The organism is Mesorhizobium sp. M8A.F.Ca.ET.218.01.1.1 (assembly GCF_004791165.1).
In the GTDB taxonomy this organism is placed as follows: Bacteria; Pseudomonadota; Alphaproteobacteria; order Rhizobiales; family Rhizobiaceae; genus Mesorhizobium.
Genome location: NZ_SRUZ01000001.1, coordinates 672,116 through 686,982, shown reverse-complemented (window position 1 = coordinate 686,982; position 14,867 = coordinate 672,116). Strand labels below are relative to the sequence as shown.

General features: G+C 64.0%; 12 protein-coding genes. 10 read left to right on the top strand and 2 right to left on the bottom strand.

Annotation, left to right across the window (positions count from 1 at the left end):
• The first annotated feature begins 23 nt into the window (after positions 1–23).
• From EN861_RS03275 to EN861_RS03260, 4 genes are all read left to right on the top strand, one after another.
• A complete protein-coding gene (locus tag EN861_RS03275; protein WP_127280009.1) occupies positions 24–1,355 on the top strand; it encodes a UDP-glucose/GDP-mannose dehydrogenase family protein in 1,332 nt (443 codons plus the stop codon).
• A gap of 49 nt (positions 1,356–1,404) precedes the next feature.
• Positions 1,405–2,847: a GMC family oxidoreductase gene (locus EN861_RS03270; RefSeq protein ID WP_135862312.1), complete on the top strand. Its 1,443-nt coding sequence runs from the start codon at positions 1,405–1,407 to the stop codon at positions 2,845–2,847.
• Positions 2,848–2,860: 13 nt separating this feature from the next.
• Positions 2,861–3,310, top strand: a complete 450-nt coding sequence (locus EN861_RS03265; RefSeq protein ID WP_127279649.1) for a hypothetical protein — start codon at positions 2,861–2,863, stop codon at positions 3,308–3,310.
• A 66-nt stretch (positions 3,311–3,376) separates the two neighbouring features.
• Complete coding sequence (locus tag EN861_RS03260) at positions 3,377–4,456, top strand: glycosyltransferase (protein WP_127279645.1); 1,080 nt, start codon at positions 3,377–3,379, stop codon at positions 4,454–4,456.
• A 26-nt stretch (positions 4,457–4,482) separates the two neighbouring features.
• On the opposite strand, the gene EN861_RS03255 is transcribed toward EN861_RS03260, so the two are convergent.
• Together EN861_RS03255 and EN861_RS03250 are read right to left on the bottom strand one after the other, a co-directional pair.
• Positions 4,483–5,505: a phosphoribosyltransferase family protein gene (locus EN861_RS03255; RefSeq protein ID WP_127279646.1), complete on the bottom strand. Its 1,023-nt coding sequence runs from the start codon at positions 5,503–5,505 to the stop codon at positions 4,483–4,485.
• Positions 5,506–5,558: 53 nt separating this feature from the next.
• A complete protein-coding gene (locus EN861_RS03250) occupies positions 5,559–7,055 on the bottom strand; it encodes a lipopolysaccharide biosynthesis protein (protein ID WP_135862310.1) in 1,497 nt (498 codons plus the stop codon).
• A gap of 184 nt (positions 7,056–7,239) precedes the next feature.
• On the opposite strand from EN861_RS03250, the gene EN861_RS03245 reads away from it, so the two are divergent.
• The 6 genes from EN861_RS03245 (at position 7,240) to EN861_RS03220 (ending at position 14,826) form a co-directional block, all read left to right on the top strand.
• On the top strand, positions 7,240–8,412 hold the full coding sequence (locus tag EN861_RS03245) for a glycosyl transferase family 1 (protein WP_127279648.1): 1,173 nt from the start codon (positions 7,240–7,242) through the stop codon (positions 8,410–8,412).
• A gap of 15 nt (positions 8,413–8,427) precedes the next feature.
• A complete protein-coding gene (locus EN861_RS03240; RefSeq protein ID WP_127872992.1) occupies positions 8,428–9,417 on the top strand; it encodes a glycosyltransferase family 2 protein in 990 nt (329 codons plus the stop codon).
• The gene (locus tag EN861_RS03235; protein ID WP_127281152.1) at positions 9,417–10,367 is read left to right on the top strand and encodes a glycosyltransferase family 2 protein; all 951 of its coding nucleotides are present in this window, start codon (positions 9,417–9,419) and stop codon (positions 10,365–10,367) included. Before EN861_RS03240 ends, EN861_RS03235 begins: the two co-directional genes overlap by 1 nt.
• Complete coding sequence (locus EN861_RS03230) at positions 10,357–11,325, top strand: glycosyltransferase family 2 protein (RefSeq protein ID WP_135862307.1); 969 nt, start codon at positions 10,357–10,359, stop codon at positions 11,323–11,325. The genes EN861_RS03235 and EN861_RS03230 overlap by 11 nt, the downstream gene beginning before the upstream one ends.
• A 74-nt stretch (positions 11,326–11,399) precedes the next feature.
• Positions 11,400–12,296 (top strand): UTP--glucose-1-phosphate uridylyltransferase, encoded by an 897-nt coding sequence (locus EN861_RS03225; protein WP_127279770.1) that lies wholly within the window; start codon positions 11,400–11,402, stop codon positions 12,294–12,296.
• 148 nt (positions 12,297–12,444) lie between these two features.
• Positions 12,445–14,826, top strand: a complete 2,382-nt coding sequence (locus EN861_RS03220) for a polysaccharide biosynthesis tyrosine autokinase (protein WP_127279769.1) — start codon at positions 12,445–12,447, stop codon at positions 14,824–14,826.
• Positions 14,827–14,867: the final 41 nt, after the last annotated feature.

Genomic DNA, 14,867 nt, shown 5'->3' with positions numbered 1-14,867 from the left:
GCCCTGGATGGGAATGAAACCGAATGAACTTGACGGTGTTTGGAATTGGCTATGTCGGCCTCGTACAGGCGGCGGTGCTTGCCGAGGTTGGTCACCAGGTTGTCTGCGTCGACATTGACGCTAGCAAGGTGGAGCGGCTCAACCAGGGCTTCGTCCCGATCTTCGAGCCAGGCCTTGAAAGCATCGTCAGGGAGAACCATGCCGCTGGCCGCATCAAGTTCACCACCGATGCGGCGGCTGCCGTCAGGCACGGCGAAATCCAGATGATCGCGGTCGGTACGCCGCCCGGCGAGGACGGTTCGGCCGACCTCAAATATGTGCTGGCGGTCGCCGAGACCATCGGCCGCGAGATGGATGCCGCCAAGATCGTCGTCGGCAAGTCGACCGTACCGGTCGGTACCTGTGAAAAGGTGAAGGCCAGGATCGCCGAGACGCTGAAGAAAAGAGGCCGCGACGATCTGCGCTTCGACGTCGCCTCGAATCCTGAATTCCTCAAGGAGGGCTCTGCCGTCGCCGACTGCATGAGGCCGGATCGCATTATCGTCGGCACCGACAGCGAGGAAACCGAGGCGGTGATGCGCGAACTCTACGCGCCCTTCAACCGCAACCACGAGAAGATGATCGTGATGGACGTGCGCAGCGCCGAATTCACGAAGTACGCCGCCAACTGCATGCTGGCGACCAAGATCAGCTTCATGAACGAGATGGCGAACCTCGCCGAACAGCTCGGCGCCGACATCGAGGAGGTGCGCAAGGGCATCGGCAGCGATCCGCGCATCGGCTATCACTTCATCTATCCGGGTCTCGGCTATGGCGGCTCGTGTTTCCCCAAGGACGTACGCGCCCTGATCAAGACCGCCGAGGGCGTCAAGTTCGACGCCAAGCTGCTGCGCGCCGTCGAGGAGCGCAACAACGACCAGAAATCCATCCTGTTCGACAAGGTGCATCGCTATTTCAAGGGTAGCCTCAAGGGCAAGACCTTCGCGCTGTGGGGCCTGGCCTTCAAGCCCAACACCGATGACATGCGCGAGGCGCCAGCGCGTGTGCTGATGGAAGCGCTCTGGAAGGCCGGCGCGAACGTGCAGGCCTATGACCCCGAGGCCATGCAGGAATGCCAGGCCATCTACGGGCTGCGCGACGACCTGATGCTGTGCGGTACCAAGGAAGCGGCCCTGCGCGGCGCCGATGCGCTGTTGATCGCCACCGAATGGAAGAGTTTTCGCGCACCGTCCTTCGATGCGCTGAAGGATGCACTGACCACGCCGGTCATCTTCGACGGCCGCAACCTCTACGATCCCAAGGTCGTGGCGCGCCACGGCATCGAATATCACTCGATCGGCAGAATGGCGGCATGAGACCGCTCGACCCTACGGCTGCGCCCGGCGCGGAAAGGAGTTGCGACTGATGGTGCTGGACGTCAAGCCCGAGCAAGTCACCAAGGATCATTTCGATGTTGTCGCGATCGGTTCCGGCTTCGGTTCGGCTTTCTTCCTGCATGAATTCGCCAGGCGGCGTAAGGCGCGCATACTCGTCCTCGAATGGGGCCGTCACAACACGCATCAATGGCAGCTCGACCAGAACGTCAACACCGACATCGACGACGAGACGACCTACAAGACCAATTCCGACAAGCCGTGGAATTACACGATCGGGCTGGGCGGCGGGACCAATTGCTGGTTCGCGCAGACGCCACGCTTCCATCCCAACGACTTCAGGCTGAAAAGCACCTACGGCATCGGCAATGACTGGCCGATCAGCTACGACGATGTCGAGCCGTTCTATTGCGACGCCGAAGACATCATGTCGATCTCGGGCGATCCGGACATGGCGGCGATGCTGCCGCGCTCAAGGCCGTTTCCGCAGCCGCCGCATCGCATGTCGACGCCGGACAGGATGATGAAGGCGGCCCAGCCCGACCAGCATTTCGTCATGCCGACCGCGCGGGCCCGCGTGCCGACCGCGCAACGCAGCTCCTGCTGCGCCAACCTGCGTTGCTGGCTGTGCCCGGCCGATGCCAAGTTCACCGCCAATAATGGCCTGATGCATGTCTTCGAGCATCCCGACGTATCGGTCTGCCTCGGCTCCGAGGTGCGGCGGCTCGACCATGTCGGCGGCACGGTGCGTTCGGTCGCCTTCGTCCATGAGGGCAAGGAATATCAGGCCAGCGGCGACCTCTTCGTTCTCGGCGCCAATGCCATCCAGAGCGCGGCGATCATGCTGCGCTCCGGCCTCGGAGATGAATTCGTCGGGCGCGGCCTGCATGAATCCTATGGCTGGAATTTCGAGGTCTATCTCGACGGCGTCGACAATTTCGACGGCAGCACCATCACCACCGGCCTGAATTTCAGCCTCTATGACGGTCCGCACCGGTCCGAGCATGCGGCGGCCCTGGTCTATTTCGAGAACCGCTGGCAGCACGGGATGCGCGCCGAGAAGGGGCGGCTGCGCCAGGCGCTGCCGCTGGTCGTGGTCACCGAAAACCTGCTCGACCACGAGAATTTCGTCACTCTCGACGAGGACGACAATGCTTTCGTCAGCTTCAAGGCACCGTCGGACTACGCGGTCAAAGGCATGGCCCGGGCGCTTGAGAAATTGCCTGGACTGCTTGCCCCGCTACCGGTGGAGCGGTTGTTCGACCGCGGGATCCGGCCAACGGAATCGCATGTCCAGGGCACGTTGCGGATGGGCACCGGCCCGGCCGATTCGGTGATCGACAGCAACATGATCCATCACCGGTTGAGAAACCTGGTTGTCGTCGGCACCAGTACCTATCCCAGCTGTTCTTGCGCCAATCCGAGCCTGACCGCGGCAGCTCTGTCCTTGCGGGCAGCGAGCCGGATGGCGTGAGGGGAGGTATGCGATGATCGAAATCACGCGGCGTTCGGCACTGGCCATCATGGCAGGCGGAGTTGCATCGACGGGCGTGGCCTACGCGGCCGTGTCCTCGTTCTCGGACGAGGACCTGGTTCGCGTCACGCTCGAAAGATACCTCGGCAGGCTGAACATGCGCATCGAGCACCTGCAGCAGTTCGTGCTCGAGTTCCGCAACCGCAATCCGGGAATGTTTCCCAGCGAAAAACTGAGCGATGCCGTCACCTTGCTCGAGAAGGCGAAGCTCGGTCAGGCACGCCAGTTGTTGCCAAAACAGAAGCAGCGCGACCTCGGGCATTTCGACCGCTGGGTTGTTGCCGAATTCCACATGCTGACGGACTACGCCTGGCGCGGTTCGCCCAATGATCCCATCCGGTTCACCGGATGGCAGTCATGCACAAATCCGTTCGCGACGCTTGATCCGCCAAAGACTGCCTGAAGCGGCCTTGGACGCGGGCCTTCATCGGGCCGAGGCATTGAAATGGATAGACGAGGAGCCGGGATCATGAAAGTTCTCTTTGCAGGCGGCAATGGCTACCCACCGGAGTTCAGCGGCGGCGTCCAGTCGAGCACTCACCATCTGGCAGAGCAGTTGATCGAGCATGGGCATGAGGCCGCGGTGCTCGCCGCCCTGTTTGGCGATGGTGTCTTCGGCTTCAAGGCGCGTGCAAAGATGAAGCTGTTGCGCCAGCCCGCGGTCGTCGACAGTTTTCCCGGCTACCCGGTGATCCGGGCATGGTTCCCCTGGGAGGCGGCGGCCTTCGCCGTCAACAGGGTGAAGCCGGATGTCGCGGTGGTCCAGTGTCACAAATCGGTTCCGCTCGGCAAGGCGTTGCAGGCCAAGGGCGTGCCGCTGGTCGTCTATCTCCGCAATGTCGAGTTTCACGAACTGGGAGGCGACCTGCGCGAATTGGGCTCGGCGCTCTATATCGCCAATTCCGAGTTCACCGCGCGCACCTACGCCAGGGAGTTCGGCATCGAGACAACCGTAATCCCGCCGACCATCAATCCGACGCACTACAGCACGCCGACGTCGGGCCAGTTCGTCACCCTGATCAACCCATATGAGGAAAAGGGCTTCGAGCTTGCGGTGCGCATCGCCGGCGCGTGCCCCGAAATCCCTTTCCTGTTCGTCGAAAGCTGGAAACTGGCGGACGATCACCGGGCACGCATCGAGCAGACGATCGCGCCGCTCGGCAATGTCACGCTGGAAGGCCGCACCAGCGACATGAAGACGGTCTATGGCCGCACCCGGATCCTGCTGGCGCCCAGCAAATGGGAAGAGGCCTGGGGGCGGGTGGCCTCGGAGGCCCATTGCAGCGGCATTCCCGTCGTTGGCTCCCGCCGCGGCGGCCTGCCCGAAGCGATCGGCCCTGGCGGCGCGGTGCTCGACTATGATGCTCCGCTCGCCGACTGGGTCGCCGCCGTCAGGCTTTTGTGGAATGACAACAAGGAATATGAGCGGGTCTCGGCCCTCGCGCGCAGCTTCGCCGGGCGGCCGGAGCTCGACCCCGACCGTCAGTTCGTCACCTTCTTCTCGATATTGGACAGGGCGGCACAGCAGAGCGCGCGCCAGGCCGCTTAGTCAAACAGCGACCCGATCGCGCCGCGTCAGGCTGGGCGCTTGACCCGGTTCTTCAGCGTTTCATAGCCGCGCGCGCCAAGCAGGGCGCGGGCGATGGTCTTGGCGGCGCTCTTGCGGCCCTCTTGCGAGTTGACCTGGCGCAGCCTTGCCGGCAGGTTCCGCGCGGCTTGGCCCAGGGCCGGAAGCGACAGCGCATCGGGAAAACTGACCATGTGCGTTTCGACACACAGGACCGGTTTGCCCGACAGTTCCGTGATCCTCAGCGCCTGGGCATGCTCGCTTTCGATGAACAGGATGGCATCGGATTTGCGATAGAAATCGGCCTTGAAACTGCCATGCGCGCCAAGCCGCTGGCGCTCCGCCTTGCTCGGCAGATCGAGCATGATGAGCTTGTCGTACTGGATCTCGTGCTTGGCCAACCACGCCTCGGTCAACGCACGGTATTTCTCGAGCCGGCTGGTGACCAACCAGCCGATCTTTTGGGTCACGGCATGAAGCGGCCGCGCCTCGCTCAGGAATTTTTCATAGGCCGGCCCGTCGTCGTTCTCGGCCTCGGTCGGATCGAGACACAGCACCCCGTCTATGTCGACGCAGCATTGCGCCAGGAATTTGTGATGCATGAAGTTCCACTGGAACATGCGCGGATGCGGAACGACCTCGAACACCAGATCGGTCTCCTGATGCTCGGGCTCCAGACCGAAGACGGCGGCAAAGGTGTAGTCGGCCTCGATGCCGGCGCCCTTGATGCGGGCACGGGCGTCGCGCATGGCATTGCCGCCGGAAACGCTGTCGTCGATCACCAGCACCTTGCGCATTTCCGAGACTTTGCGGTCGAGTGCGGCCCTGCGCTTGGTGATGCCTGACGTGTAGACCCGGCCTTCCAGGAAGCTATCCAGGTCGGTCATCGGAATGTTCGCCGCAAGGCTGACCAGCGTCGCGGCCAGCACGCCGCTTCTGGGGACGCCGACCACCAGGTCGATGTCGCGCGGCAGCCGGTGAAGGTTACTCACAATCGCGTCGTTCATGTCGGAGATCGATCGGTAGTGCATGGATCAGGCCTGATGCTCGGGTGGGATAGGGTTAGACGACAAAGGCGCCGAAATTATTGCGCCTCACGCGGCGTCGCCGCCGGCGTTCTTGCAGGCAGCATCTTCAAGGCCTCCCGCAAGGCTTCGCGTCCGGCCGCGAATGCCAGCGCGACGACGATGGTGATCGCGTAGGCCAGGATGGCGCCGCTGGCCAGGGCAACGACATGCTGCTGCGGCAGCATCGGCTTGACCAGCCAGACCGCGCCCAGCGCCAGATGCGCGCCAAGCACGAACGGCGTTGCCGCGCGCAGCACATGGCCGGCTTGCAGCGGTCCGCTCCTGCCGACATAGAGCCACAGGAAGGGCGTGCGCAGATACTCGCTAACCGCATAGGCGACCGCCACGCCGAGCGCGCCGTAGGGTAGGCCGAGCGCGAAGGCAAGCACCGAGGTCACCGCCGTGATGATGCCCCAGCGCATGAAGTCTCCGGAGCGGCCCTGGCTGACGAAAAGCCAGCCCGCCGGATTGTTGAGCGGCTGCAGCAGGCCGGCAAAGCCGAGCGCCAGGAAGATCGAGGCGCTGGCGCGCCACTGCTCGCCGAGCACGAAGGGAATCAGCACATCGGACATGGCGGTGGCGAAAGCGACGCCGGGCAGCGCTACCAAAAGGATCAGCGGCATGACGCGCAGATAGGCGCTGCGATAGCGGTCCGGCTCGTCCTTCAGCCGCGACAGCGCCGGCACCATCACCTTCGACAGCGGATTGGTGATCTGGCTGAGCGGGAACAGGAGCAGCTTGTAGGCACGGTCGTAAAGGCCGAGCTGGGCCTCGCCCCAGTATTTGCCGATCAGCACGTTGTCGAGATTGCGGGCAAAGAAATTGGCGAAATTGAAACCGGTGATGCCGGCGCCGAAATTGATCAGCTCGCTGATGCCCGCGACCTTGCGCGGCATGCCCGGGCGCCAGCGCGAGCTTGCCCAGTAACAGAGCGTCGGAAGCACCGCCCCGGTCAGCGTGCCGGCAAACAGCGCCCAGTAGGAGCGGTCGATGAAGGTCCAGGCAATCGATACCGCCAGACCCGCCACGGCCCCGGCGACGTCGATGATCGCCAGGCGGCCGAACTGCATGCGGCGCGTCAGCAGCGCCAGATGCTGTGCGCCCAGGCCGTAAGCCAGGATCTGCAGCCCCAATGCCGCCACCAGGCCAGCGACACGCGGCTCGCCGTAGAAGGCAGCGACCAGGGGTGCCGCGCCCGCGAGCACGCAGGCCAGGATGGCGCTGACGGCGACGTTGATCCAGAAGAGGTAGTTCACCTCCTCGTGCCGGATGCCTGTCTTCTGGATCGTCGCCTGGGTCAGGCCGAAATCCTGGAACAGGGCGATGAAGGCGAGCACCGGCGCACACATGGCCACGACACCGAAATCCTGCGGCGACAAGAGCCGCGACAGCACGATGACGGATATGATCTGCGTGGCGACCCGCACCGACTGCGCCATGGCGGTCACGACGGCGCCGCGGCCGACCGATTTGCGCAGAGAGCCTTCCGGCGGATCGAATGGATTGGCTTCCAAATTCAGGATTCCTGATCTTTGCGCGGATTCCGGGGCCCGAAATCCACAACCGCCGCCGACCACAAACTACGGCAATAATTTTGCAGTGCAACAGAAAACGTGGATCGCCGTGCCAAAAATGTTGCGATGCAGCAAGAGCTGTACTAGGCTTTCCCTGGGTGGGTCAAACAGCGGTCGAGTTTTCATGCTGCATGTCTTGTACCTGGTGCACGATATTTCCGACCCGGCGGTTCGCCGACGGATCACGATGCTCCGGACAGGTGGCGCCCGGGTCACCCTGGCGGGCTTCCGCCGTACCGCCGCCCCTGTCGCCGATATCGAAGGATTGCGGCCCATCGACCTTGGCGCGACGCGTGATGGCCGATTCGCGCAGCGCCTGACGGCGGTGGCGAAAGCAGCGGTATCGATAGGTTCGAAGCTCAAGCGCATGCCGAAGCCGGATCTCATCATCGCGCGCAATCTGGAAATGCTGGCGCTGGCGCGCCGGGCAAGGTCGGCTTTCGGCGCCGCGGTCCCGATCGTCTATGAATGCCTCGACATTCACCGCCTGGTGCTCCGCGATGATGCTCTGGGCAAGGCGCTGCGCGCCACCGAGCGCCATCTGGCGCGCGACGTGAAGCTGCTGGTGACCAGTTCGCCCGCCTTCATCGCCAATTATTTCAGGCCCTTCCGCCAGGTCGCGGCACCGGTGGAACTGGTCGAGAACAAATATTTCGAGGCAGCGGCTGTTCTGCCTGGCGAGCCTGAGGCGGTCGAAGGACCCGTAGCCCCGCCATGGCGGATCGGCTGGTTCGGGGCGCTGCGCTGCCGCCGCTCGCTCGAACTGCTTGCCGGGTTCACGCGCCGCATGGAGGGCCGGTTCGAGATCGTGCTGCGCGGCCGTCCGGCACTTTCCGAATTCCCGGATTTCCATGCCTTCGTTGAGGCCGAACCTTACCTGTCGTTTGGCGGGCCGTATCGCAATCCGGAGGACATGGCGGCGATCTATCAGGACGTCCATTTCTCCTGGGCGATCGATTTCTTCGAGGAGGGACAGAACTCCGAATGGCTGCTGCCCAACCGCCTTTATGAAGGCTGCCGCTTCGGCGCGGTGCCGATCTCGATGGACAACACCGAGACCGGACGGTTCCTGCGGCAGCGCGATATCGGCGTTTTGTTGCCGCAGGCCACGCCCGAGGCGTTGGAAACCGCGCTTGGCGGGATGGAGCAGCACCGTTTCGGCAGGCTGAAGATGCGCGTGCTGGCCCACAATCCGAGGATGTGGAGCTACGATCGCGGCGACTGCAGCGCCCTGGTCGAAAAACTGCGCCGCCTGACCACCATGCGCGAGCCCCTCGCAGCCGAAGCCTTGGCATAGGATGGACATCGCCCGATGACGCAAGCGCTTGCCCCCAGCCTGATCGTGATCCCATGTCTCAACGAGGCAACACATATCGGTGCGCTGCTCGACCAGCTCTGCCCGGCGGCGGAACGGCTTGGCGCGCGGATCGTCGTTGCCGATGGCGGCAGCACCGACGGCACGCTCGCCATTGTCGGCGAGCGCCAGAAGAACGATCCGCGCATCGTGCTGCTTCACAATGAAAAGCGCATCCAGAGCGCCGCGATCAACCTGGCGGTGGCCAGATTTGGCGAGGGCGCGCACTATCTGATCCGCATCGATGCCCATGGCGGCTATCCGGAAGACTATTGCGACCGGCTGGTCGAGGAGGCGCAGGCCACCGGTGCCGATTCGGTCGTGGTTTCGATGCTGACCAGCGGCAGCGGCACCGTGCAGAAAGCGGCGGCGGCGGCGCAGAATTCCAAGCTCGGCACCGGTGGCTCGAAGCACCGCCACCTCTCCGCCGGAGAATGGGTCGACCACGGCCATCACGCGCTGATGCGGATATCGGCCTTCCAGGCCGTCGGTGGCTATGACGAGACGTTCAGCCACAACGAGGATGCGGAACTCGACTATCGGCTGAGGCAGGCCGGCTACAGGATCTGGATGAGCGGCAGGACGCAGATGGTCTATTATCCGCGCACCTCGCTGCGCGGCCTCTATTTCCAGTATCTCGGCTATGGCCGCGGTCGGGCCAAGAACGTGCTGAAACATCGGGTGATCCCGAAGGTCAGGCAGATGGTGCCGCTGGCGGTCTTCCCGGTGGTCCTTCTCGCGGCCTTCTCGTTCGTGCACTGGATTGCGGCGCTGCCGCTGCTGCTGTGGGTGGCGGTGTGCCTGGGCTACGGCCTGGTGACGGCCATCGGCCAGCGCAATGCCGATATCGCGCTTGCCGGCGTCTCGGCGATGGTCATGCATTTCGGCTGGTCCGTCGGCTTCTGGCTGCAGCTTCTCGGCCTCGGCGCACGGCGGAGGGCGGTGTGATGGCGGTTGAGACCAGGAACCGCCGCATCGACATCGGCGTGTGCACGTTCCGGCGGCCGGAACTGGCCGAGACGCTGCGCTCGCTTGCGGCGCTTGCCATGCCTGACGGCTTCGAGGTCGGCGTCATCGTCGCCGACAATGACGACACGCCAAGCGCCAGGGAGTTGGTGGCGACGCTGTCACGGGACTTGAAGCTGACGGTCCGCTACCGGCATTGCCCGGCGCGCAACATCTCGATTGCCCGCAACGCTTGCCTCGATGCCAGCGAAGCGGATTTCCTGGCCTTCATCGACGACGACGAAACCGCCACCGCCCGCTGGCTGGCCGAGCTGGTCGCGACAGCTGAGGAAAGCGGTGCAACAGCCGTGCTCGGCCCGGTGCGCGCGCTTTACCGTCCGGATGCGCCGGACTGGATGCGCCGCGGCGATTTCCATTCCACCTTGCCGGTACGAGTGCGCGGCGAAATCCGCACCGGCTACACCTGCAACGTCCTGCTGCGCATGGGGTCGGACAGCCTGCGCGGCCGCCGCTTCAGCCTGGCGCGCGGCCAGACCGGCGGCGAGGACACCGAATTCTTCGACCAGATGCACAAGGCAGGCGGCCGGATCGCGTTTGCGCCGGAGGCATGGGTGGATGAGGCCGTGCCACGGGCCAGGGCGGCATTCGACTGGCTCAGCCGCCGCCGTTTCCGGGTCGGCCAGACGCACGGCCATCTCCTGGGCCGCGACGCCGGCGGCATTGCACGGGTGAAGCAGGCCGCCCTTGCCGCGGCAAAGGCCGCTTATTGCTTTGCCGCCGCCCTTCCGGTTGTCGCCAGCCCGATACGCAGGAACCGCAGCGTGCTGCGCGGCATCATGCATGTCGGCGTCGTCAGCGGCCTTGTCGGTGTCCGCGAACTGCGCCTCTACGGCCAGCCTTCACCAGGGGAAGGAGGCAAGCGTGCCGCCTGACGTTTCCTCCGTTCCCGATGTTTCTTTTGTGATTGCCGCCTACAACGCCGAGGCAACCCTCGATCGGGCGATCGCCAGCGCCATCGCCCAGAAGGGTGTCAGCCTCGAGATCATCGTCGTCGACGACAAGTCGCGTGACGGCACGCTCGATGCGGCGCGGGCCTATCCCGAGCACATCGTGCGCGTCCTGGCGCTGGACAAGAACAGGGGCCCCGGCGGGGCCAGGAATGCCGGGCTCGACGCCGCCCGGGGCAGGTGGATCGCGGTTCTCGATTCCGACGACGCCGTCTTTCCCGGCCGTATCGCCGCCATGATCGGCCGCGCCGAAAGGGCGAACGCCGAGATCGCCGTCGACAATCTCGAGGTCGTCCGTGAGGACGGCGTGGTCGAGGACGCGATGTTCCCGCGCCAGTATCTGGAAGGCCTGGGCGAGATTTCGTTGGCCACCTACATCGCCGGCAATGTCGTCTTCGAATCGAAATTCAATCTCGGCTACCTCAAGCCGATCTTCCTGCGCAGTTTCCTCGACGAAAACCGGCTGCGTTATGACGAGGAACTGAGGATCGGCGAAGACTACATCCTTTTTGCCGAAGCCCTGGCCATGGGCGGCAGATGCGTGGTCGAGCCTGATATCGGCTATGCCTATCATATCCGCAGTGGTTCGATCTCGCGCGTGCTCGAGCCTCATCATGTCGAGGCGATGCGCAAGGCGGATGCCGAATTCGCGCAAACCCATCGGATGGACGAGGAGGCCCAGGCAGCCTTCGCCCGGCGCGGCCGCAGCTTGCGCAAGGCGGCCTCGTTCCTGGCGATGGTCCAGCACATCAAGGCGCGGTCCCCGCTCAAGGCGATCCGGACGGCGCTCAGCGACCCGGCGGCGGTCAGGCACATGGGCATGCCGATCGCCGTGCGGTTGCGACGAGTAGCGGCACAGTTTGCCGTGGGGGTGGGGAGGTGAAGATGCAGGCACATGGAGGGATTTTTCGTGGCCTGTGAATGGACTGAAGTCGATCTCCTCAGAAGGAATTTGCGATGAAGAAAATCAGGAAGGCCGTGATACCGGTGGCGGGGCTTGGAACAAGGTTTCTGCCGGCGACCAAGTCGATGCCGAAGGAAATGCTTCCGGTGGTCGACAGGCCCGTCGTGCAATATGCGGTGGACGAGGCCTTCGAGGCCGGGATCGAGCACATCGTCTTCGTCACCGGCCGCAACAAGGCGGTCATCGAGGATTATTTCGACCTTCATCCGGAACTGATCGGAACCCTGGAGCAGACCGGCAAGAAGACACAGCTGGAAGCGCTCGAAAGCATGCTGCCGGTGGCCGGCGCCACCTCTTTCATCCGGCAGCAATCGCCGCAAGGCCTCGGCCATGCCGTCTGGTGCGCGCGCGAGGTCATCGGCAACGAGCCCTTCGCCCTGCTTTTGCCTGACATGGTCTCCTTCGGCGGTCGCGGATGCCTGGCCGAGATCACCGACCTCTATGCCGAGACCGGCGGCAACGTCATCGCCGTCGAGCGCTGCGATCCCACCGAGACCAACAAATATGGCATCGTCGGCCGTGGCGCCGACATTGGCGGCGGCTTCGAGGTGACGGCCATGGTCGAAAAGCCCGCGCCGGCCAACGCGCCGTCGAACTTCTACATCAACGGCCGCTACATCCTGCAGCCCGAGATTTTCCAGCTTCTGGGCAACCAGCAACGCGGCGCCGGCAATGAAATCCAGCTGACCGACGCCATGGTCCGCCTGTCGCAGGAGCAGCCATTCTTTGCCCAGCCTTTCAAGGGCCGCATGTTCGACTGCGGTTCCAAGGAAGGGTTCATCCAGGCCAATATCGCCTTCGCGCTGGCGCGCGACGACATGAAGGGCCCGGTTTTCGAGATGCTCCGGGAGTTCGTCCGGACGCATGAACGCCAGGAAGAAGCCGCATAATGCCCATCTTTCGGGAGTATTGTCGGGTGGCTGACGGCGGAAGGGCCGGCCGGCTCCGCGCTGTCCGGCACCAAGCGTGTGTCGCGTCCGCCAATGCTCCCGATCTTTCTGGGGCCTGCGAGCGAGACAAGCCAGAATTGGACCGAAGATGAATTATGCCAACTTTCCTCTCGACAAGAGGATGCCATTGCCGAATTCGGACGCAGGAGACGGCGACGACTTCATCGATATCGAGCGGCTGCTTGGCATGGCCGCACGGCAGGCCAAGGTGGTTGGCGTGTGCGCCGTCATCGGCCTTTTCCTGGGCATGCTCTATCTGCAGACCACGCCGCCAAAATTCGTGTCGGTCTCCAGCGTGCTGATCGATGAGGGGCTGAACAAGATCGTCGACGACATTTCGGCGGCGTCGACGACCATGCAGACCGATTCGGCGATTCTCAGCCAGATCGAGATCCTGACCTCGACGCGGCTCGCCGCCGTGGTCGTCGACAAGCTCAAGCTCGATCAGAACGAAGCGTTCATGAACCCGCCGCAATCGGCGCTTGCCCAGGGCATCGGCTTGATCCGCGGACTGATCCAATATGTCCGGCCAAGCCCGGTCATGCCGGGCGTCGGCGATATCAGCAAGCTCGACCCCGCCGCGCGCGACGCGTTGATTGCCGCATCCGGCCGTGACTACGCCATCCTCAAGCTGCAGAACGAGATCCAGGCGGATCGCGTCGGACGAAGCTACGTCATCGCGCTTGGCTACCAGGCGACGGATCCGGCGCTGGCGAAGGCCATCACGAAGGCCTATGCCGACGCCTATCTCGCCGACCAGCTCGATGCCAGCTTCGACGCCACCGAGCGCGCGGCGGTCTGGCTGCAGGGCCGGCTGACCGAACTGCGCGAAAGCTCGCAGCAGGCATCGCTGGCGGTCGAGAAATTCAGGGCCGAACATGGCCTGTCCGCCAGCAGCGACGGCCAGCTGATGAGCGCCAAGCAACTCGCCGACCTGAATGCCCAGCTCATCGTGGCGCAGGCCGACACCGCGCGTGCCAGCGCCCGTTACCAGCAATACAAGTCGATCGTCGACAGCGGTTCGGAGAACGCTTTCAAGGACGCCGCAATATCCAGCGACCAGCCAAGCAGCTCCGTCATCGCGGCGCTGAAGACACGCTACCTCACCGTCGCCAAACGGCAGCAGGATGTCGAGGCGAATTTCGGCCCGCAGCATCCGCAAGCGGTGGCGCTCGCCAAGGAGAAGGCCGACATATCGGCGCAGATCTTCGGCGAACTGAAGCAGCTGACCGAAAGCTACCGCAACGAGTATGAGGTGGCGCTGGCGCGCGAAACCGCGCTCAGGGCCAATGTCGCCGCCGCGCAGGGCAAGAGCTCCATCGACAACCAGTCGCAGGTCCAGTTGCGTGATCTCGACCAGAAGGCGACGGCGCTGACCACGCTCTACCAGACGTTCCTCGGCCGCTACGAGGAAGCCGCCCAGCAGCAGTCCTTCCCGGTCGGCAAGATCCGCATCATCTCGGATGCGTCGACCCCGCTTGCCGCCTCGAGCCCGCGCACCATCATCGTGCTCGGTCTTTCGCTGGTGCTCGGCGTTCTCATGGGCGCGGGCTTCGGCGGCCTCAACGAGTTCAACGAACGGTTCTTCAGGACCGGCGAGGAGGTGCGCGACCGCGTCGGCCTCAAATTCCTCGGTTACCTGCCCACCATCGGTAGCAAACCGACGAAGGAAGACAAGCCGGCCGAGCCCGATCTCAAGGTCGCCAGATCGCCGGCCGCCATCGAAAGGCGGGCGCGAATGCGGGTGAGTATCGACGCTCCGGCATCGATGTTCTCCGAAACGCTGCGCAGTGCCAAGATCGCCTTCGATGTCGTCATGGAAGGGCAAGGCAGCCGCGTCATCGGCGTGATCTCGGTCCTGCCCGGCGAAGGCAAGTCGACGGTCGCGGCCAATCTCGCCGGGTTGCTCGCCGCCAATGGCGCCAGGACGCTGCTCATCGACGGCGACCTGCGCAATCCGGGCCTCAGCCGCAGCCTCGGCATGGAAGCCGAGCAAGGGTTGATGGAAGCGGTGGTGAGCGGCCAGACATGGCAGTCCGTTGGCAAGATCGACAGGCAGACCAAGCTGGCCATCATCCCGGCCGTGTCGCGTGGGCATTTCTCGCACACCAGCGAGCTTCTCTCCTCGGCCGGCATGCGGCGCTTCATCGAGAACGCCAAGGAGACGTTCGAATACATCGTCGTCGATCTGCCGCCGCTCGGGCCGGTGGTCGACGCGAAGGCCTTCGCGCCGCTCGTCGACGGCTTCGTGCTGGTCACCGAATGGGGCCGCACGCCGCGCGCCATGGTGCGCTCGATGCTGGAATCCGAACCCTATGTCGCCAACAAGATCGTCGGCGCGGTGCTGAACAAGGTCGACCTGAAGAAGCTGGCCAAATACGGATCGTTCGGCGCATCGGAGAAATTCTTCGACAAGTACTCGAGCTACTATCTCGACAAGTCGGAAGTGCGGTCGAAGACAGCGGTCTGAGATAGGCCGTTGCCTACCATCTCCTGAGAGCGCGCTGCGCT